The 20,211-nt window shown below is 34.0% G+C and carries 14 protein-coding genes; 9 read left to right on the top strand and 5 right to left on the bottom strand.

From position 1 onward, the window contains the following. Positions 1–389: 389 nt before the first annotated feature. Both PBT89_RS10160 and PBT89_RS10155 read right to left on the bottom strand, forming a co-directional pair. Positions 390–671: an STAS domain-containing protein gene (locus tag PBT89_RS10160; RefSeq protein ID WP_270061085.1), complete on the bottom strand. Its 282-nt coding sequence runs from the start codon at positions 669–671 to the stop codon at positions 390–392. A gap of 111 nt (positions 672–782) precedes the next feature. Continuing rightward, positions 783–1,478, bottom strand: coding sequence for a LytR/AlgR family response regulator transcription factor (locus PBT89_RS10155; RefSeq protein WP_270061800.1), 696 nt, complete (start codon positions 1,476–1,478; stop codon positions 783–785). A 201-nt stretch (positions 1,479–1,679) separates the two neighbouring features. On the opposite strand from PBT89_RS10155, the gene PBT89_RS10150 reads away from it, so the two are divergent. Both PBT89_RS10150 and PBT89_RS10145 read left to right on the top strand, forming a co-directional pair. Beyond that, positions 1,680–2,372, top strand: a complete 693-nt coding sequence (locus tag PBT89_RS10150; protein WP_270061799.1) for a hypothetical protein — start codon at positions 1,680–1,682, stop codon at positions 2,370–2,372. 351 nt (positions 2,373–2,723) lie between these two features. Further along, entirely contained in the window at positions 2,724–2,990 is a 267-nt protein-coding gene (locus PBT89_RS10145) for a hypothetical protein (RefSeq protein ID WP_270061088.1), read from the top strand. A gap of 5 nt (positions 2,991–2,995) precedes the next feature. Here PBT89_RS10145 and PBT89_RS10140 read toward each other — a convergent pair whose 3' ends face one another. Then, the gene (locus PBT89_RS10140) at positions 2,996–3,160 is read right to left on the bottom strand and encodes a hypothetical protein (RefSeq protein ID WP_270061798.1); all 165 of its coding nucleotides are present in this window, start codon (positions 3,158–3,160) and stop codon (positions 2,996–2,998) included. Between the two features lie 48 nt (positions 3,161–3,208). Here PBT89_RS10140 and PBT89_RS10135 point away from each other — a divergent pair, with 48 nt between their 5' ends. The 4 genes from PBT89_RS10135 (at position 3,209) to PBT89_RS10120 (ending at position 9,605) form a co-directional block, all read left to right on the top strand. Continuing rightward, complete coding sequence (locus PBT89_RS10135; protein ID WP_270061797.1) at positions 3,209–3,652, top strand: hypothetical protein; 444 nt, start codon at positions 3,209–3,211, stop codon at positions 3,650–3,652. Between the two features lie 137 nt (positions 3,653–3,789). Further along, complete coding sequence (locus tag PBT89_RS10130; protein WP_270064257.1) at positions 3,790–4,872, top strand: efflux RND transporter periplasmic adaptor subunit; 1,083 nt, start codon at positions 3,790–3,792, stop codon at positions 4,870–4,872. A gap of 97 nt (positions 4,873–4,969) precedes the next feature. Beyond that, positions 4,970–8,134 (top strand): efflux RND transporter permease subunit, encoded by a 3,165-nt coding sequence (locus tag PBT89_RS10125; RefSeq protein ID WP_270061796.1) that lies wholly within the window; start codon positions 4,970–4,972, stop codon positions 8,132–8,134. Further along, on the top strand, positions 8,124–9,605 hold the full coding sequence (locus tag PBT89_RS10120) for a TolC family protein (protein WP_270061795.1): 1,482 nt from the start codon (positions 8,124–8,126) through the stop codon (positions 9,603–9,605). Before PBT89_RS10125 ends, PBT89_RS10120 begins: the two co-directional genes overlap by 11 nt. Before the next feature lie 78 nt (positions 9,606–9,683). Here the strand turns inward: PBT89_RS10120 and PBT89_RS10115 are convergent, their stop codons facing one another. Both PBT89_RS10115 and PBT89_RS10110 read right to left on the bottom strand, forming a co-directional pair. After that, positions 9,684–10,220 (bottom strand): hypothetical protein, encoded by a 537-nt coding sequence (locus PBT89_RS10115; RefSeq protein WP_270061794.1) that lies wholly within the window; start codon positions 10,218–10,220, stop codon positions 9,684–9,686. Positions 10,221–10,294: 74 nt separating this feature from the next. Continuing rightward, positions 10,295–11,374 carry a phosphatidylinositol-specific phospholipase C1-like protein gene (locus PBT89_RS10110; RefSeq protein WP_270061793.1) on the bottom strand — a complete coding sequence of 360 codons (1,080 nt, stop codon included), beginning with the start codon at positions 11,372–11,374 and terminating at the stop codon, positions 10,295–10,297. A 441-nt stretch (positions 11,375–11,815) separates the two neighbouring features. Here PBT89_RS10110 and PBT89_RS10105 point away from each other — a divergent pair, with 441 nt between their 5' ends. The 3 genes from PBT89_RS10105 (at position 11,816) to PBT89_RS10095 (ending at position 20,196) form a co-directional block, all read left to right on the top strand. Then, positions 11,816–14,815, top strand: a complete 3,000-nt coding sequence (locus PBT89_RS10105) for a SusC/RagA family TonB-linked outer membrane protein (protein WP_270061792.1) — start codon at positions 11,816–11,818, stop codon at positions 14,813–14,815. Positions 14,816–14,818: 3 nt separating this feature from the next. Then, the gene (locus PBT89_RS10100) at positions 14,819–16,582 is read left to right on the top strand and encodes a RagB/SusD family nutrient uptake outer membrane protein (RefSeq protein WP_270061791.1); all 1,764 of its coding nucleotides are present in this window, start codon (positions 14,819–14,821) and stop codon (positions 16,580–16,582) included. Positions 16,583–17,286: 704 nt separating this feature from the next. Then, positions 17,287–20,196 (top strand): SusC/RagA family TonB-linked outer membrane protein, encoded by a 2,910-nt coding sequence (locus tag PBT89_RS10095; RefSeq protein ID WP_270061790.1) that lies wholly within the window; start codon positions 17,287–17,289, stop codon positions 20,194–20,196. The last annotated feature ends 15 nt before the right edge of the window (positions 20,197–20,211 follow it).

The following is a 20,211-nucleotide window of genomic DNA, read 5'->3' as shown; positions in this document are numbered from 1 at the left end:
AAAATTTAAATAATATATGGTTTAATTGCATGTTAGATATAATGATTTATATGTAATTTTGAAGCCCGTAATTTTATAAGATGAGTACTATTGAAAAAATAACTTTAATTGTAGCCATTATCGATGTACTTGCAGTTATTATCTTCTATATTATTTTGATGCGATCTAAAAACAAGAAAGATTGATTGTAATTTTATGTTCAAAATAAAACCTTGAAAATATTTCAAGGTTTTTGATTTAAGCAGCCATTTGGAAAATAATCAATGACTAATTAACTATTGATAAAATAAAAACAAAACATCCAAAATGCGAATTTTGATAGAAATTCCGGAGGCGACGTTTATGCTTTTCAATCACTCCCGATTCTAATCTAACCAATGTAACCTTATCTATAATAATCTTTCTATTTTATACTGTTTTAATTTTTTAAGAGCAACACATTCATTTCTCTCAATGCTTATTAATTTACCCAATTCTTTTGCTTTTTCTTTCAGCATATAAAGTGTAAAGGCTGCCGTAACGTCTATATCTGTTACCTGATTAATATCTATTTTTAGGTGGTCTACTGCTTCATGTATTCCTGAGATTAGATCATTTTCAATTTTTTTGATGGTATAGGCATTTAAAATTCCCGATATTATTATCGCTTTAATATTACCAGTAGCATTCATAATAGATTTCTTAATCTGTATTGAAATTACATGGAAAATCGATATAGATAATATTTTTTATTCGAATGTCCGACTTCTTACGATATTCGGTATGTTATTTAATTTAAGCGGTTAAAGAACATTGATTAGCTCGAGCACATTTTTTTTGTAGCGCCTGCTTATAGGAATTATTTTTTTATTGATAAGAACGCTATTATCTTTTAAATCTTCGATTTTATTGGTGTTTATTATATAAGATCGATGTGTTTGTAAAAAATTATCTGAATCGAGTTTGGCAAAAACTTTTTTTAAACTGGTATAGGTTAAAATCTTTTGCTTTTCTAAATGAATGCATACATAATTTCCATTAGCTTCAATAAAATCAATTTCAGAAGGATTTATTCTTATTAGTCGTTTGTCACTTTGAACATAGAACGCCCCGTTTCCTATGGTATTAGGTTTTTGCATTATTCTATTTTTACCAATAGCTTTTTGTACAGCTTTATTGAAGCGTACTTTTTCTATAGGCTTTAGTAAATAATCGAGTACAGGATCAAATTCAAATGCTTTGATCGCAAATTCTTTTGCCGATGACATTAAGATTACACGAGGAGGATCTTGCATTATGGACAGCATATCAAATCCATCAATATGGGGTAGCATAATGTCTAGAAAAATGAGATCAATATTTTTTGTTTCATTAATAAATTTAAGAGCGGTAAGGGCACTATTAAATGTTCCTACCAGTTCCAGTTCATTATGTTCTAAGACTAACATTTTACAAACAGAAATCTGTAATTCTTCATCATCTACTATAATACATTTCATCTTTCCTAAATATTTTATGAATATAAAAAAAGAAAAATTTATTATTAGAAATTTATATTTTGAATATTTAATGGAGGGTTAAAATCTTTTATTTTCATAATTATTTTAACCACTTTTTAAGTAAAAAATGGGTTTTTAGAAAGATAAATTTTAAATGGGGTGCAGTAGATTTGAAATCGAAACTTATCAAAACCAACCACCATGAACTCAACCTTAAATATTGGAAGTATTCCCTTTAGCGAAGCGCTTAATAAAATTGGACAAAAACATCAGATTCAACCAAACGAAAAACGTTCTTTAATGCAGCTTGAAAATACCCAAATAAAACGTTTAGCGTTTACCACAGATGGAGGCTTTTGTGATCACGGAAATTTTCACAAGGAGCTACAAGAAGGTTTAGGGACCATTAAGATTAGCTATAAGGATATTGAAACTTCAGAAGAAAAGATTTTGATTTTAAATAAACTGGAGTCTAAGCAAAAGGAAATTCCACTGGATTTTAAAATCAATGCAATCTACCAAAAAATAGAAGACGCTTTCTGTTTTTATTCTCAGGCATTAGACGAATCTAATAGATTATATTTTAAAAATATATTCAAAAATTTATGTCTTCATAAAAAAGCTTACGTAGCCGGTTTGAAAGCACAGTATAAATTGGCGAATTATAGAAGAAAGCAAAACGGACTTAAATGTGCAGAGTTACAAGCTAAAGGCAAAAGCTATATAATAAAACGTGGTATCGAGCTTCAATCTGAATTAATATCGCTTTATGAGGATATAATACCAAATATTAAAAACAAACAGGAGCGCAATACGCTAGAAAGTCATCTTAAATACATAAAATCTGATAAAGGAGTTTTTTCTCAATTAGAGAAAAATCACTTTTTGGTTTAATAACTGATAATCTTAAATATTATGCTTTTAATCTATTTAAATTATTTTTAGGGATTTTTATTGAAAGAAAAATCTTACAAATGTAGTTTGTGATATTTTTTGAAGAATATAGATTTTCTTAGTATAATAGTATTGAAGTCGTGTAGAGCAACCATTTTAAAGGCCATTTTAGCAATTTGATGCCTTTATATTTTTTTAAAAATCAACTTCTTATGAGGTTGATTTTTGTTTTTAGATTTTGTCTTATTTTTCCTATACTTATAAAGCTATTCAATTTTATTTTTATCAACTGTTTTTACGTTTTATAAGAACACGTAATACTGATTCTTATAAAGCTATAATAATATGTTTATGAAACCAAAAATTAAACTATTTAAGGAAAAAGCTTTAGAAGTAGCGAATCAAAAAAAGGAGGCCGCAGAAGATCTTAATCATAAGATATTAAGTACGGTAGATCGGCAGCAGCAGCTAGAGGCAGCTATAGCAGAAACCGCTGCCATTCTTAATAATATCTATTCTAAAACGATTAAAGATTGTTTTTCTGATTCAGAAAAGCAGCTTATAAAAGCCGCAGAGAATGAAGCGATGTTTATAATTTACGATGCTTACCGTAATTGATACAGCTATACATCTTTAGCTTTGTACGCTATAATATCTTTAAAATTAAATAAAATTTGGTGTTTTTTTGGTCCTGATTTTTTTAAAATAATAAGCTTCAAAGTAATCCCAAAGTTGATTAAATCAAGTTTGGCTTTAAAAGCTTGATTGTTAATTTTATGTAACCTCATCAATTTTTTTTTACATCTTCTTGTAGTTAAGGTGAAGTTTGTATAATTTTGGCGCTTCAAATGAAATTACTATTTAAGTACATATCATTTTTTGCACTTCTTCTTAACGGATATGGCTCACTTCATGCCAATTCGTTAAATGACGATACTCATTCTTTTTCAGAAATTATTTCTTTTGAATGTGATCAAGATTTAAATTTTGACTACATAGACGATAGTGATGCTTTAATCCATCAAAGATCAAGTTCGTATCCAGAGAGAAAATTTTCTGAAAGTGAAGAAATAGAAATAGAAGAAGCACAGAATGAAACAGATGCTGATGTTTCAAAAAAATGCTTAGGGAGTAGCGATTATCTAGCTACTCTTTTTTATACCGTACTTTCTGCCTATCATGACTTCAATCGATCTGATAGTACACCTTATTTTTCAAATGAATTTCACCAATTATCTTACCCATCTCTTTGCGTAAGATATTGTGTATTTAGAATATGATTTTCAAGTCCGGATTTCACTCAAAATCCGGAATCTTTCATTTAAGCCTATATCACTTTTAAAAAATCTCATTCCAGATTTTTGTAGGCTTCCATAAGGTTTACCCTAATTTTTTCACTTTAATTTTTAAAATTATGATGAGTAGAAGTCTCATGATTATTAGCCTGTGCGTTTTATTTTTAAGCATAGGCTGCGAATCCCACAAGGAAAAGAAAGAAGAAAAATCCAAGTTTCTTGTAACTAGTCCCATTCGAAAAGATACATTGATTGTAAATCAATATGTAGCACAAATCCAATCAATCCGAAATATCGAGGTACGCGCGCAAGAGCGAGGTTATTTAGAAAATATTTATGTAGATGAAGGGCAAGTTGTAAAGAAGGGGCAATTAATGTTTAAAATTATGCCAAAGCTTTACAATGCTGAATTGCAGAAAGCTAAAGCTGAAGCACATTTTGCCCAAATTGAATATCAAAACACTAAACAATTGGCCGATAGTAATGTAGTGGCTCCTAATGAATTAGCAATGGCTAAAGCGAAATATGAAAAAGCAAAAGCCGAGCAATCTTTAGCGCAGGTTCATCTTGAATTTACTGAAATTAGAGCTCCTTTTGATGGGATCGTAGATCGTCTTCATTTAAAATTAGGAAGTTTAGTTGAAGAAGGGGAGTTACTAACCAGCTTATCTGATAACAGCGATATGTGGGTATATTATAACGTTCCTGAAGCCGAATATTTAGATTATCAACAAGCAGTTCATGAAGATGATACAACTAAAGTAGAACTTTTAATGGCTAATAATCAGGTTTATAAGCATGAGGGTTTTGTGCAAACTATAGAAGGAGAGTTTAATAATGAAACCGGTAATATTGCTTTTAGAGCGAATTTCCCAAATCCTGAAGGTCTTTTAAGACATGGTGAAACAGGTAGCGTTTTAACTAAAGTACCTTTTAAAAACTCGTTGCTAATCCCACAAAAAGCAACTTTTGAAGTATTAAGTAAACATTACGTCTATGTGGTAAACGAGGATCACAAAATTGAACCACGTGAAATTTCACTTTCCGGTGAACTTCCCCATATCTACGCAGTAAGTGACGGAATCACTGAAGATGACAAAATTTTGCTAGAAGGTCTTCGAAAAGTAAGAGATGGAGACGAAATCGAATATGAATTTGAAGAACCGCAGGAAGTTATCGATCACTTACAATTATATGCAGAGTAAGTTGGTATATAATTTATCCAAATTAGTTAGAGAATTTCCTCTTCTAATCTTTGGAAAAAAGTTCAATCTCAATATTGAGTAAAATCTAAAAAAAACTATGTTTAAACGTTTTATACATAGACCCGTATTTGCCATTGTTATTTCTATAATAATAGTATTTATGGGGTCTTTAGCCATAAAAAAACTGCCAATATCGCAGTTTCCCCAAATTGCACCAACTACAGTGAACATCTTTGTAGCTTATCCAGGGGCCAGTGCAGATGTTTTAGTAAAATCGACCCTTATCACCCTAGAAAATTCTATTAATGGGGTGCAGGGAATGCGTTATTTAGCTACAGATGCTACGAGTGCAGGTGAAGCTACCCTTAGGGTAATTTTTGAACCGGGAACAGATCCAAATGATGCGGTAGTAAAAGTAAAAACCCGGGTAGACCAGGTGATGCCCTTATTGCCCGAGCTTGTGCAGCGGGAAGGGGTGACAATTACACCCATTCAACCCAGTATGTTGATGTACGTAAACCTTTATTCTAAAAAGGAAAGTATGGATGAAAAATTTCTATACAATTACGCCAACGTAAAGATGATACCTGAAATTAATAGAATCAAAGGAATTGCGCGATCTAAAATTTTGGGAAGTAGAAAATATGCTATGCGTGTTTGGTTGAATCCTGATAGAATGCGTGCTTACGATGTTTCTGTAGACGAGGTGATGGAAGCTATGAAAGAGCAAAGTATCGTCGGAAGACCAGGTCGTTTAGGTCGAAGCTCTGGTATACAGGCACAATCTTTAGAATATGTATTAACTTATAAAGGTCGATATAATGAACCAGAACAATATGAAAATATTATCATTAGAGCTAATGCTGAAGGTGAAAGCTTACGTTTAAAAGATATTGGTAGGGTAGAACTAGGAAGTGAATTCTTTGATATTTATTCTAATTTAGATGGTCATCCATCTGCAGCTATTGTCTTAAAACAAAGTTACGGTAGTAACGCCAGCGATGTTATAGATGAAGTTAAAGACGAGTTGGAAAAAATGAAAGAAGATTTTCCTCCTGGTATGGATTACAAACTCAGTTATGATGTATCGCAGTTTTTAGATGCATCTATAGAGCAGGTGGTAGATACTTTAAGAGATGCTTTTATTCTGGTTGCAGTCGTAGTATTTATTTTCTTGGGTGATTGGCGTTCCACACTTATACCTATTCTTGCCGTTCCGGTTTCCTTGGTAGGGGCGTTTTTTGTGATCCAATTTTTTGGTATTTCTATAAACTTGGTAACGCTTTTTGCTTTAGTATTAGCGATTGGTATTGTGGTAGATGATGCCATTGTCGTCGTCGAGGCGGTACATGCCAAGTTTGATGAGTATCCAGATATATCTCCATATGTAGCCGTAAAACAGGTTTTAGGAGAAATTGGTGGGGCGATTATCGCAATTACTGCAGTAATGGTTTCTGTTTTCTTACCTATCTCGTTTATGTCTGGACCGGTTGGTACGTTCTACAGACAATTCTCTATCACTATGGCTAGTGCCATCGTAATTTCAGCAATAATAGCACTTACTTTAACGCCGGTGTTATGCGCAATTTTACTTAAGAACCATCATGGTAAAGAGCATAAGCAAAATTTCTTAACCAAAGGGCTGGATAAATTTAATTCAGGATTCGATAAACTTACCGGTAAATATGTAAGTATTTTAAAGCGAATGGTAAGTAGAAAATGGTTAACATTCGGGATTTTAATTGCTTTTTGTGCTGGGATATACTTAGAAAATCAGGTGTTGCCTTCAGGTTTTGTGCCTAGTGAAGATCAGGGAACTATTTACGCGATTATTCAAACTCCACCGGGAGCAACCTTAGAGAGAACTAACGAGGTCTCCAGAAAACTACAGGCAATTTGTGAAGAAGTGGATGGTATCGAATCTGTAGCATCTTTAGCAGGTTACGAGATCATGACAGAAGGTAGGGGATCTAATGCTGGTACCTGTTTGATTAACCTAAAAGAATGGTCTGAGCGTGATCATACGGTTACAGAAATTATGGAAGAACTGGAAGAAAAATCTAAAGATCTTGGTGCGGTTATCGAGTTCTTTGAGCCACCGGCAATTCCAGGTTTTGGTTCTTCAGGAGGTTTTTCTATGCGTCTATTAGATGAAAATACAGAGACAGACTATCAAGATTTTGATAAGATCAACCAGGAGTTTATGGAGAATTTAAGACAGCGTCCAGAGCTTAAAGGGCTATTTACATTCTTCGCTGCAAATTATCCGCAATATGAATTAGAATTCAATAACGAACTCGCCATGCAAAAAGGTGTTTCTATTGGCGATGCCATGGAAAACCTGAATATTTTAATTGGTAGTACGTACGAGCAGGGATTCATTAAATACAATAGATTTTTTAAAGTATATGTTCAGTCTGATCCTAAATTTAGAAGATTACCTTCAGATGTATTAAATATGTATGTGAAAAACGATCACGGAGAGATGGTACCTTATTCGGCTTTTATGAAGCTTAAGAAACTTCAAGGTCCTAACGAGGTGACACGTTTCAATATGTATAATTCGGCTGCTATACGTGGTTTGCCGGCCGAAGGTTATACCACGGCAGATGCTATTGGTGCGATAAAAGAGGTTGCAAAAGAAACTCTTCCGAAGAATTATGATATTGCATGGGAAGGTCTTTCTTATGACGAAGCACAGCGCGGTAACGAATCTATTTATATTTTCTTAATCGTTTTGATCTTTGTTTATTTTGTTCTCGCAGCACAATACGAAAGTTTTATAATTCCTCTTTCTGTGATATTTTCCTTACCTGTAGGTGTTTTTGGTTCGTTTATGCTTCTTAAGTTTATGGGACTTCAAAATGATATCTATGCACAGATTGGATTAATTATGCTTGTTGGTCTCCTAGGGAAAAATGCGGTATTAATTGTGGAGTTTGCTGTAATGAAACATCATGAAGGTTTATCAATTCTAGAAGCAGCAATAGAGGGAGCCAAAGTAAGATTTAGACCAATTTTGATGACTTCTTTTGCCTTTATCGCGGGGCTTATTCCTTTAATCTTAGCTAGTGGAGCAGGAGCTGTAGGAAATAGAACTTTAGGTGCCTCTGCGTTAGGAGGAATGCTCTTTGGGACAATCTTCGGGGTACTTATAGTTCCCGGTCTATATTATATCTTCGGAAGTCTTGCCGAAGGAAGATCACTTATAAAATTCGAAGATGAAAATCCATTAACTGAAGATTTTGAATATGATGAATAAAATAAATAAATATAAACGTTTCTCTTATTTGGGCGTTACAGCAGGAATCATACTTACTGTTACGTCTTGTGTACCTTCATTATCAGAGAAAGCAGTTAGTAAAGAGGTTCCCGGGAATTATCATAATTCCCAGGATTCTCTGGCTAGCAAAACCTTTAATGAGACAGATACTTCCAGTTCAGCTTTGATGGATTGGAAATCTTTTTTTAATGATCCTCATTTGTCTGCACTTATCGATACTGCTTTAGAAAATAATCAGGAGCTTAATATTACGCTTCAGGAATTGGAAATTGCGAAAAGCGAAGTTCAGGCCAGAAAAGGTGAATATTTACCTTCTATAGGATTAAAAGCAGGTGCAGGAATCGATAAGGTTGGAAAATATACAAGAGAAGGAGCGGTAGAAGAAAACCTGGAAATAAAAGAAGGGCGAAATTTCCCTGATCCATTACCCGATTATACCATTGGTTTGAATGCACAATGGGAAGTTGATATCTGGAACAAATTACATAATGCCAAAAAATCTGCCGTGATGCGTTATTTGTCTAGCATTGAAGGTAGAAACTTTATGGTAACCAATCTAATTGCTGAAATTGCTAATTCTTATTACGAATTATTGGCTTTGGATAATCAGCTTCAGATTGTAAAGAATAATATCGAAATTCAGGAAAGAGCTTATAGAATTGTAAAGCTTCAAAAACAAGCCGCTCGAGTTACCCAACTTGCGGTAAGTAAGTTTAATGCTGAAGTTTTGCATACTAAAAGTTTGCAATTTGACATTCAGCAGCGAATTGTGGAAACAGAAAATAAACTGAACTTTTTGGTGGGGCGTTATCCGCAGCCAATCCAGCGTAATTCAGAAAATTTTGCAGGGATGATTCCTAAAGAATTGGATGCAGGTTTACCTTCGCAATTGTTGCAAAATCGCCCCGATATTAGACAAGCAGAATACGAATTGCAAGCTTCTAAACTGGATATTAAAGTAGCAAAAGCACGCTTTTATCCATCTTTGGGAATTTCAGCAAATGTAGGCTACCAGGCGTTTAATCCAGATTATTTGTTAAATACGCCTGAGTCTTTGATTTACTCGGTTGCAGGTGATTTAATGGCTCCTTTGGTTAATAGAAATGCAATAAAAGCAGCCTATAAAACAGCGAATGCAAAACAGGTTCAGGCTGCGTTTGATTACGAGCAAACCGTTTTAAAAGCTTATATAGAAGTTGCTAATCAATTATCTAAAATCGATAATTTAAAGAAGAGTTACGATTTAAGAGCTGCAGAAGTTGATGCATTAACCGAATCGATAAAAATTTCGAATAAATTATTTAAAAACGCGCGAGCAGAGTATATGGAAGTTTTAATGACACAACGCGATGCATTAGAATCTAAATTTGATCTGGTGGAGACTAAAATGAAACAAATGAATGCTGTGGTAAATATGTATCAGGCACTTGGTGGTGGCTGGAAAAATTAGAATTAGTTTTTTTTATTGTTTTTTTATTTGAATTGTTGGAAAAGCTCCTAGTATTAATTTCTAGGAGCTTTTTTTACTTTAAAATCCTATTTTAATTTTCGCTCTAGTGATATTAAGCGGGGTGGGATTAAAAACAGCATTGTTGTCACCTGGCAATAGAGTTTTGTTACCTATATCAAGATTGATATTGTTATTAATCTGAAAATCTAAACCGAATCCAATTTCTGAATTAGGGAAAAATGGATCTATAGGTGTTGTAGATTGCAAATCAACTTGATCGAATGGCTCTGAAATATATTGTGCTGAAATATAAAATAAACTTTTGGGCGCTACCTGCATGTCTAATCTCGCCCCATAGGAGTAATGCAACGTTCTAGTTGCACTCATAAAATCATAACGTTCTAACAGTCCTACAAAAGCTTCTAGTTTCAAAAAATTCTGTTGAACTATTTCAAAATTATTACGAAAATGAGAAAATTCGCCAACCCCAAATAAACGATCTGAGACTTTATTTTGACTGAACTTAGCGGTTAATCCTTCTTCCGTAGAATTTCTTTCTTGCCCAATTACTAAATGAAAGGAGAGCAAAAGCAAGACAATTAGTGGATATTTCAAGATGTAGTGATTAAGAGATATTAAAGATAACGTTCTGTTCTAAAATATATTCTTAATTACTGAATATTTGTAAGTTAAGATTTGTTATTTATTGGGTTCTTTCTAGAAAAATTACCTTTACCAAAGTCAATATGATAGTCAGAATCGAAGAACTTACTAGGCATATAGTAATCTGTTGTTATAATTTGTGCACCCGATTTTTTAGTGGTTTCAAAACGAGAATAATCATTATTTCTGGCCTCAGTAGTATTTGCGTCGGCTCTTGTTCTAATAATATAGCCTTTTTCTACTAAACCTGGTATTCGTGGATCATTGGGATCATTAATGATCATAGCAGCTGCTTCCGCAGAATTCTCTTCAGAATTTGTAAAAATCACTCTGTTTTTTAAAGATTCATGATTTTTAATGTAAAGTTCCATTTTGGCGTCTTTAGTATCTAAAATAAACATGAATTTGCCTTTAGCCCCATCGATAGTTGGCCAATTTCCAGCGATCACGGCTTCGTTTAAAGTTTTAAAATCAGCTCGAACATCATCTGGTGTGATCAAATGTTCTTTACCTAAGAATTTCAGCATAACATCATCTAATTCTTGATAGGCTTCCGCAGTAAAAGGTTCTGGAGAGGTGCCAAAAGTATTCTCTTCGCCATCTTTTGGCTCTAGCGTAATAAATATTGGTGTGTGATCTGGATTTTCTTCAGACCAAGATTTTAAATCTTTAAGGCAATTTTCAAAAAGGTAATATTGAGTTCTAAAATCGATATCTGGGATATGTATCATTTTAAACCCTGGTTGCGCTAATTTTTTTTCAGGATCATATTCCGATTGGTCTTCAGCTAAAGATAAACCTTTAGGATTCGAGAACTTCCCTCCATTTTTATCAATATAAACGTCAATTTCTAAATTCCTGAGCCCCATGCTTAATTGTTCCAGCATCGGGATATGTTCGTATTGTAAACTTTTTAATCCTCCGGTGGTATCCTGACTTTCTAAATAGGCATACAAAGAGTCTTCAATAGCCTTCTTGTAACTATTATGAGATCCAATAACCTGAATTTGATTTATTTTTTGTTTGATTTTCTTATGATCTGAGCATGCAGAAATGAAGTAGATGCTAAATAATGAGAATAGGGTGATAGAAAACTTTTTGATCATTGGGATGCTTAAATTTTAGCCGCTAAATCTAGATTTTTAGGATGATTTTAAAGTAATCTAAAGAATAACTTGTGTTAAGAAAATGTAAGCTTGGTCCTTTATATAGCAATTAAAATTGCACTAAATATTAAGAGAAAATTATTTAGGTAGTTGGCAAAGGTTAATAAATAGGTCGAAAAATGCAGAATTACTTAAAGCTTTAGTAAAATTAAAAAAATGTGAAAGAAATTAACATTTCATTATTTAGCGGCTTGAAAATTTAAGTAAAACCTTTTATCAAATTCAGCAATTTAAGATGATATAAGAAAATAGAAATTAAAAGGAAAAAAACCACAGTTGCTACCAACAACTGCGGTTAATCATTAAGCATTGTGCAACCAATTACTTAACTACATGTATTTTAAAATTACACAATTAAAACCGAAAAAAATAATTTTTGGAATGTCGGTTTTACTAGCTTCTCAAATCGCTACTGCAGGAAGCAGTATTTATATTGAGAATGCAAAAACTAAGATTAGTTCTAACAAATATCAACAAACTATTACCGGTACGGTTGTAGACGACAAAGGGATGCCGTTACCAGGCGCAACCATTAAAGAATCTGGTACAGATAATGGTGTCGTAACCAATTTTGATGGTCAGTTTACCATAGAAGTTGCTGATAATGCAATTTTGGAAGTTTCTTATTTAGGCTTCAAAAGCATTCAGGTAGAGGCAAAAAATGGGATTACAGTTACACTCGCAGCAGATGCCGCCAATTTGGATGAAATTGTCTTAGTAGGTTATGGTAAAAAAACAAAAAAGGATTTAACGGGAGCCGTTAGCCAACTTTCTTCAGAAGATTTTAAAAAGGGAGTTAATGTTTCTCCAGATAATTTAATTCAGGGAAAAGTTGCTGGTGTACGTGTGGTACAGTCTAGTGGAGAACCAGGAGCCGGGGTAGATGTGTCTATTCGTGGTATTGGTTCTATCCGTAGTGGTAGCACACCTTTATTTGTGGTAGATGGGATTCCTTTAAGTAATGAGAATGTAAGTGCTGGTGGTCCAGATTTTGGTCTTGGAAATACTGCTGCAAAAAACCCGCTAAACTTTTTAAATACTAGCGATATTGCATCGATTACCGTTCTTAAAGATGCATCAGCTGCTGCGATTTATGGAGCTAGAGGTTCTAATGGTGTTGTGATTATTACTACAAAACAAGGTGAAAAAGGAGATGCGACAATTACAGTAGATTCTTATTTAAATGTAGCTAACGTAATAGATAAGGTAGATTTACTTTCTGCTTCTGAATATAGAGACGCCATCGACGATCCATCATACGATCATGGTGGTAGTACAGATTGGCAAGACGAATTATTTAGAACAGCAATTACCCAAAATCATAATTTCTCATTTTCCAAAAGAACAACGACTGGTAACTATTATGCCTCGCTTTCTCATATGGATCAGGAAGGGATTGTAGAGACTAGTGATTTTAAAAGAACTACGGCTAGAATTAATGCTGAAGAATCTTTCTTCGATAATAAAAGGTTGAAGGTTAAGATGAATCTTACTGCCAGCCAAATTGATGAAAACGGAATTCCGAACGGAGCAGATGCAGGATCAGATGGGCAGGTAATAATGCATGCGTTAATGGCTAATCCTACACGTTCGGTTTTTGATGCCGATGGCGATTATACCAACTTCAATATGAATGCGCATTACAACCCTATGTACTTGCTAAATATCTATGAAGATAAAACCGAAACACTTAGAGTTTTGGGGAATATTGAAGCAACTTTCCGCATCATTGATGGATTGGAGTATAAATTTAATTTAGGGATAGATCGTTCTACTTCAGAGAGAAATTCAACTATATATCCAAACGTTACCGATAGAACTCCGCTAGGAGCTTATGTTCAGAATAATCTTGATTCTCAAAGTTCTTTAGTTGAACATTACCTAACCTATAATTTTGATCTTAACAAAAGTAATTTTGAAGTTTTAGGAGGTTTCTCTTACCAGAAATTTAATTTTTCGGGGACTTCTTTTTCTACAACCAACATCAGCCCTATGGGCGAAGGTGTAGCACCAGAATATAATCCTGGCTATTCTGGAGAGCAATCTGGGGTGAGTGGTTATGCTCAGGAAAATGAGCTACAATCTTATTTTGGCCGAGTTAATTATACTTTTGATGATCGTTATTTAGTAACGGCTTCTTTAAGAGCAGATGGATCAACTAGATTCGGCGAGAATAATAAATACGGTTATTTCCCATCTTTTGCTTTGGGGTGGAATATAGACAGAGAATTATTCCTTAGTGATTTTAATGAAATAGATCAGTTAAAATTAAGAGCCAGCTGGGGAGAAACTGGTAACCAAGAAGTTCAGAATAAAATCACTCAGGCAAGTTACTCACAGTCGGCAGCAGGTGGTTACTATCTTTATAACGATTACAACTTAATGAATGGTGTTGTGGTAAATCGTACCGCTAATCCAGATTTAAAGTGGGAAGTAGTGACACAGTTTAATGCTGGTGTAGATTTCAGTTTATGGAATAATAAGTTATACGGCTCATTAGACTATTACAATAAAACAACTACCGATGCGATTTTAAATATTCCTTCTGAACCTTTAAGCCCAACAACTTCAGTTTGGAAGAATATCGAAGGAGAAATTGTAAACAAAGGATTTGAATTTTCATTAGGGTCTAAAATTGTAAGCACAGAAGATTTTGACTGGTCTGTTGATGTGAATGGTGCTACATTACATAATGAAATTAAAAATTTACCGGTTTCTGAATTGTATTCTGGTAGTGTTGCCGGACCTGGTTTAACAGGAGTAGCAGCAAATATCTACAAAAGCGGTTACGAGGCAGGTTCTTTCTTTATGCTGAAGCACCTTGGTTTTGACGAAAACGGAAATGATATTTTTGAAGATATCAATAATGACGGAGTAATTAATAGTGACGACCGTCAAATTTTTGAAGGCGCTATACCAAACTTTACTTTCGGTTTAAATACCAGTTTAAGCTACAAAAGATGGGATTTAAGTATGGCATTTATTGGCCAAACAGGAGGTTATTTAGTGAACAATACCAATTTGGCACTAAATATTAATAATCTTGCTTCAGACAGAAACGTACTTTCCGAATTTTACGAAGCAGGCGCAAATCCTCAAAATACACCACAGCTTTCTACTTTATATATGGAGAAATCTGATTTCTTAAGATTAAATAATGCAAGAGTCGGCTATACTTTTAACACTGCAAATCTTAATTGGCTTAAAGGTCTTAACCTTTATCTAAGCGCTCAAAATGTATTTACCATAACCAATTATTCAGGATTCGATCCTTTAGTAAATAGTCCAAGATCAACAGGAGGTAATCAATCTATAGGGATCGATTATACAACCTACCCATCTTCAAGATCTTACATGATTGGTGCAACTTTAAAATTATAATAAATGAAATTTTCACATATATCAACTAAAACTATAATTGCGATCTGCTTTAGTGCAACTTTATTTAGTTGTACAGATTTAGAAGAAGAAGTAATTGATGAAGTAATCGGAGGAAAAAGCTCCAGTCCCGAAAGTGCTATGGCAGCAGCCTATGGACAGTTAGCAGAAGGTACATTTACCGATCACGGTAATGTATTTGGACTTCAGGAATATCCAACAGATGAGTGTATGCTACCTACAAGAGGTAGCGACTGGGGTGATGGCGGTAAATGGAGAGCCTTAACCGAATTTACCTGGGGAACAAATAATGCAGCCGTTGCTAGTACTTGGAATGCCTTAAATAGTGGTATCACTAAAACACTTACCGCTATTGAATCTTTGGAAGCAAACCCAGATTATGAAAATTACGAGCTATTTTTAGCAGAAGCTAGAGGTCTTTTAGCATTGTATGTTTATAATACGATCGATTTGTTTCAACAAGCACCTTATAGAGATCCATTTACAGAGAATGCCGAGTTACAATTTCTTCAAGCAGATACTGAAATTGATAATTTAATTATCGAAGTAGAGTCTCTTATTCCAAATTTGGCAAATTTAGGAGAACAAAGAACATTTAATGCACGTTTTACCAAGCAAGCCGCTTATGCTTTGTTGGCAGATATGTATTTAAATAGAGCCGTTTTAAAAGATAGATATAATGCTTCGTCTAGTTTTAATTTTACTGAAGCTGCAGTCGATAATGACGGCAGCGATATGGACAAAGTGATTTATTATACTTCCTTATTGATTGAAGGAAATTTCAGTTTAGAAAGTAATTATTTTGACAATTTTGCCATCGATAATAGAAACGGTTCAGAAATTATTTTTGCCGTAGCGCAAGAAAATGATAACATCCGTAGAAGTGATAACGATTTTGCATACATGTCTACAGGAAGGGCCCAAAAGCCAACCCCAGATAACAGAGGTACTAACGCTTCTTGCGTAGAACCAGAATTTTATTATACCTGGGAAGGAAATCATGATGATCCTCGTTTCCACAGATATTATCAATATGCAGATGGCACTTGGTTTATGAATGATGGTACAACAGGCAGTGTTCCTGCAGAAGATGTACGTCCCGATACCGGTGGAGCTTGGTTTCACTTTAATAGGGGATTACAGGTAGGCCAACAATATGGACCAACGTTAGATGGTGAAGGAGGATTTGATATGACTTCTGATGGTAGAATTGCTATCAGTAAATTAATGATGGAAAAAAATACAACCGTTCCTATGGATTACACCCCAGATCTTAATTTTGACAATTCACTTTCTGCCGTGTTCAGTCAGGATCAGATTAATCGTGGTGTAAGAAATTTCAAGTGGGAATTTGATCCTGAATATGGTAATGGTACAAGCGCTGTTGATGTTCCACTTTACAGGTTGGGCGGAATTTATTGTATGAGAGCTGAAGCTTACTTTAGAAATGGAGAAACTGCAGCAGCTTTACAGGATATTAATTTACTTAGAACCAGTAGAACTCGAGAGGCATTATTTAATAATGAGCCAGGAAAAGCGATTTCTTCTCTAGATGAAGAAACACTTTATAACGAGATTGGTTTTGAAATGTATTGGGAAATGTACCGAAGAAAGCAAATGATTCGCTTCGGAACTTACGATGAAGCATATACGGCTAAAGCAGAAACTGAGCCTTATTTAAGAGTATTTGCTATTCCGCAAGAAACTATTGATGTTACTGCTGAAATTACACAAAATATAGGATATTAAATTGTATCCTTTTAGGATTAAAATTGAAAAGGAGTACTGTGAAGTACTCCTTTTTTTATGCTGCAATTCGACGATTTTAGTTCTTATTTATTTCGAAACAAATTTCAATTGAAAATTAATAATCTTCATTTTTCTTTTTTTAATCATGGAAATCTTAATTCCTTAAACTATCCAAATCTTCAATTTTAAATCAGTGTTAAGCCTTAATTTCTCTAATGTTAGCCGAATATCATGTATGTTAATCAAACTTAGTAAGAGATGAGCATCCCAAATCTCTAAAATTCTTCTTTCAGTAAAAATCTATCATTCTTAAGGGGTGTAAACTTCGAATTTAGGAATATCTAAGGCTAAAGGCTAAAAAATACACGGTTAATTCTAGTTTAGATGTCATCTACGTTAATTAAAGTATACATAAACTTCAATTAAAATTGGTCTAAAGCTTTCTTTATTATTTAGCAGCGTGTTAAAAAAAAACTAATTCAAATATTTGATCCTATAACTAGGCTATTTAAACATTACTAAATCGTAGGTGACAACAGGAACTGCGGTAATTTAATTAAGCATTGTGCAACCAATTAATTAACTACATGTATTTTAAAATTACACAATTAAACTCGAAAAAGGTAATATTCGGTCTTTCCGTGTTACTTTTTTCTCAAACTGGTGAGGCTGCTCTAGTCAAAAAGCCCTCAACAGAATTTACGATGACAAGCAAATCTATTCAACGCTCAATAAGTGGTGTAGTAACAGACGATCAAGGAGTGCCACTACCGGGTGCAACGGTAATGATTAAAGGAACCAACAATGGTGTTACTACCAATTTTGACGGAGAATATACCATTAATGCGCAGGAAGGCGATATTCTACAAGTATCGTTTGTAGGTTTCAGGACTTTTGAAATGAATATTTCTGGACAAACAAATTTCGATATTCAGTTAGAAACAGATAGTGCATCTTTAGATGAAGTTCTTGTTGTAGGCTACGGAACTCAAAAAAAATCTGATTTAACCGGTTCTGTGAGTTCAGTTAGTGATGAAGAATTCAATAAAGGTATTAATACGAATCCGGGAAACTTACTTCAAGGTAAAGTATCGGGTTTAAATGTTACTAATGCAAGTGGAGAGCCTGGTTCTGGTCAAGATATAATTATTCGTGGCGTGGGAACATTGCGATCTGGAACTTCTCCTTTATATGTAGTTGATGGATTTGTATTGGATAATTCTTCTACAGGAATGCAAACCAATCCTTTAAATTTTATCAATACTGAAGATATTGAATCGATCAATGTTTTAAAAGATGCTTCAGCTGCTGCAATCTATGGATCTCGAGCTGCTAATGGTGTGGTTGTAATTACCACTAAAAAAGGAAAAGCAGGAAGAACTCAGATGAATTTTTCAGCTTCTACAGCAATTTCTTCTATTGCAAATAAAATCGATGTATTCTCTGCAGATGAGTTTAGAAATGTAGTTGAGGAAATTGGAGGAAGTTTAAGCGATAACGGAGCAAATACCAATTGGCAAGACGAGCTTACCAGAACCGCGATTACCAAGGATGCTAATTTTTCTATGAGCGGGGGTACTTCTAAGACATCATATTTCGCATCTTTAGGTGCTAGAGATCAGGAAGGTATTCTTAATAATAGCAATATAAAACGCTATTCAGGGAGAGTAAATGTAACGCAAAGAGGATTGGACGATCGCCTAAAGGTAGATTTAAATCTATCGGCTACCAGAACCGAAAACGAGCGTCCAAATACTGAAACTATGGTTAGCAATATGTTGTCTTTAAATCCAACAAGACCTGCGTACACTGATGGAGAACCTACCGTTTTCGGGACAGGAATTAACCCTCTAATCATCGAAGATATTTATGGTGATTACGCATTCAATAATAGAATGATTGCCAACATTTCACCCTCATTAGAAATTATTGATGGGTTAACTTATAAATTGAATTTAGGCGTAGATTATTCTAAAACCGATAGAGACGAGCAATACATTCCGTACTCAGAAGATCCAGATTATGCAGAAGGTTCTATAGAATCTACCTTTACAACAAATAGAAATACCCTAATCGAAAATACTTTAAACTATGAAACCGATTTTGGCGATCACGGTTTAAGTCTTTTAGCGGGACATTCTTATCAGAAATTCTATGTGCATAATAAGAATTTCTATTTTACCAATTTTCCTGATAATGGGATCGAACCGAGATATCAACTTGGAGAGGCCAGAGGAGAAGACAATACACAATCTTCAGACGCCATTCAAAATGAATTACAATCTTTCTTTGGAAGGGTAAATTATAATTATGCCGATAAATATTTAGTTACTGCAACAGTTCGTTCTGATGGATCTACCAAGTTTGGAGAAAATAATGAATATGCAGTTTTTCCATCTTTTGCATTAGGATGGAATATTTATAAGGAGGACTTTTTGGAAAACTCAGCTGTTAGTAATTTAAAGTTAAGAGCGAGCTGGGGTAAATCGGGTAATCAAGAAATTCCTTCTAAGCAAACCAATTTAAGTTACGGGGAAAGTTTTGAGGATAATGACATCTACCCAATGAATGGTGATGAAACTACCCGCGAAAGCTATCCTTATGGTTTAGTGTTTGCTCGTACTGCAAATCCAGATTTACAGTGGGAAGAAACAGCGCAAACTAACATTGGTTTAGATTTTGGACTTTTCGATCAGAAATTAACCGGTACGGTAGATTATTTCTTAAAAGAAACGACTGATGTTTTGCTTTATTTCTCTACTCAGGATCCTATTGATGAGGTTGGATATACCTGGCAAAATATACCTGATATGAAAATTGAAAATTCTGGTTTAGAATTTTCTTTAGATTATCAAAGTGATAAAACAAGAGACTTTTCTTATAATATCGGAGGTAATTTCTCTTACATCAAAAATGAAATTACAGATTCTCCATTTACAATTGTTACTACAGGAACCGCCCAAGGATCTGGTCAAACAGGAGCAACGATTAATGGATATATGAATAACCAACCTATTGGTAACTTTTATGTAAGACAGTTTGAAGGTATAGGTGCCGATGGTTTAAACCAGTTTACCGATATTAACGGTGATGGGCAAATAGATGATAACGATAGGGTATCTTCAGGAAGCGCAGTACCAGATTTAATTTATGCTTTTTACACCAAATTCAATTATAAAAACTTCTATTTAGGATTGAATTTTAACGGAGTAAGTGGTAATAAAATCTATAACCATACCAGAATGAGTTTGTTTAATAAAACTCAGATTTCAAATTCATTAAACACTACAGATCAAGCAATCGAGTTTGCAAATGAAGATCCTAGTAACACTAATACTGTTTCAACAAGATATCTTGAAGATGGAAGCTTTTTACGTCTAAACAACGCCACATTGGCTTACGATTTAGATCCTACTTCTATAGGTTTAGGCGATTGGTTAAAGAGTTTCAGATTATCAGTAACAGGACAAAACTTATTTGTAATTACCGATTATAGCGGTTTTGATCCTGAACTTAATACAGGAACTTCTGGTGATGCGAAGTCTTTTGGTATCGATTATTACACCTATCCTAAAGCAAGAACATTTGTTTTTGGCTTAAATGTATCTTTCTAATTTTAAAAAAGTAAA

The organism is Zunongwangia sp. HRR-M8 (assembly GCF_027594405.1).
Taxonomy (GTDB): domain Bacteria; phylum Bacteroidota; class Bacteroidia; order Flavobacteriales; family Flavobacteriaceae; genus Zunongwangia.
This window is presented reverse-complemented; position numbering and strand designations above follow the sequence as displayed.

What these genes read in the sequence shown, in the direction of transcription:
- PBT89_RS10160 (WP_270061085.1), bottom strand. Translation starts at nt 671, where the DNA reads ATGAATGCTACTGGTAATATTAAAGCGATAATAATATCGGGAATTTTA.
- PBT89_RS10155 (WP_270061800.1), bottom strand. Translation starts at nt 1,478, where the DNA reads ATGAAATGTATTATAGTAGATGATGAAGAATTACAGATTTCTGTTTGT.
- PBT89_RS10150 (WP_270061799.1), top strand. Translation starts at nt 1,680, where the DNA reads ATGAACTCAACCTTAAATATTGGAAGTATTCCCTTTAGCGAAGCGCTT.
- PBT89_RS10145 (WP_270061088.1), top strand. Translation starts at nt 2,724, where the DNA reads ATGAAACCAAAAATTAAACTATTTAAGGAAAAAGCTTTAGAAGTAGCG.
- PBT89_RS10140 (WP_270061798.1), bottom strand. Translation starts at nt 3,160, where the DNA reads ATGAGGTTACATAAAATTAACAATCAAGCTTTTAAAGCCAAACTTGAT.
- PBT89_RS10130 (WP_270064257.1), top strand. Translation starts at nt 3,790, where the DNA reads ATGAGTAGAAGTCTCATGATTATTAGCCTGTGCGTTTTATTTTTAAGC.
- PBT89_RS10125 (WP_270061796.1), top strand. Translation starts at nt 4,970, where the DNA reads ATGTTTAAACGTTTTATACATAGACCCGTATTTGCCATTGTTATTTCT.
- PBT89_RS10120 (WP_270061795.1), top strand. Translation starts at nt 8,124, where the DNA reads ATGATGAATAAAATAAATAAATATAAACGTTTCTCTTATTTGGGCGTT.
- PBT89_RS10110 (WP_270061793.1), bottom strand. Translation starts at nt 11,374, where the DNA reads ATGATCAAAAAGTTTTCTATCACCCTATTCTCATTATTTAGCATCTAC.
- PBT89_RS10105 (WP_270061792.1), top strand. Translation starts at nt 11,816, where the DNA reads ATGTCGGTTTTACTAGCTTCTCAAATCGCTACTGCAGGAAGCAGTATT.
- PBT89_RS10100 (WP_270061791.1), top strand. Translation starts at nt 14,819, where the DNA reads ATGAAATTTTCACATATATCAACTAAAACTATAATTGCGATCTGCTTT.
- PBT89_RS10095 (WP_270061790.1), top strand. Translation starts at nt 17,287, where the DNA reads ATGACAAGCAAATCTATTCAACGCTCAATAAGTGGTGTAGTAACAGAC.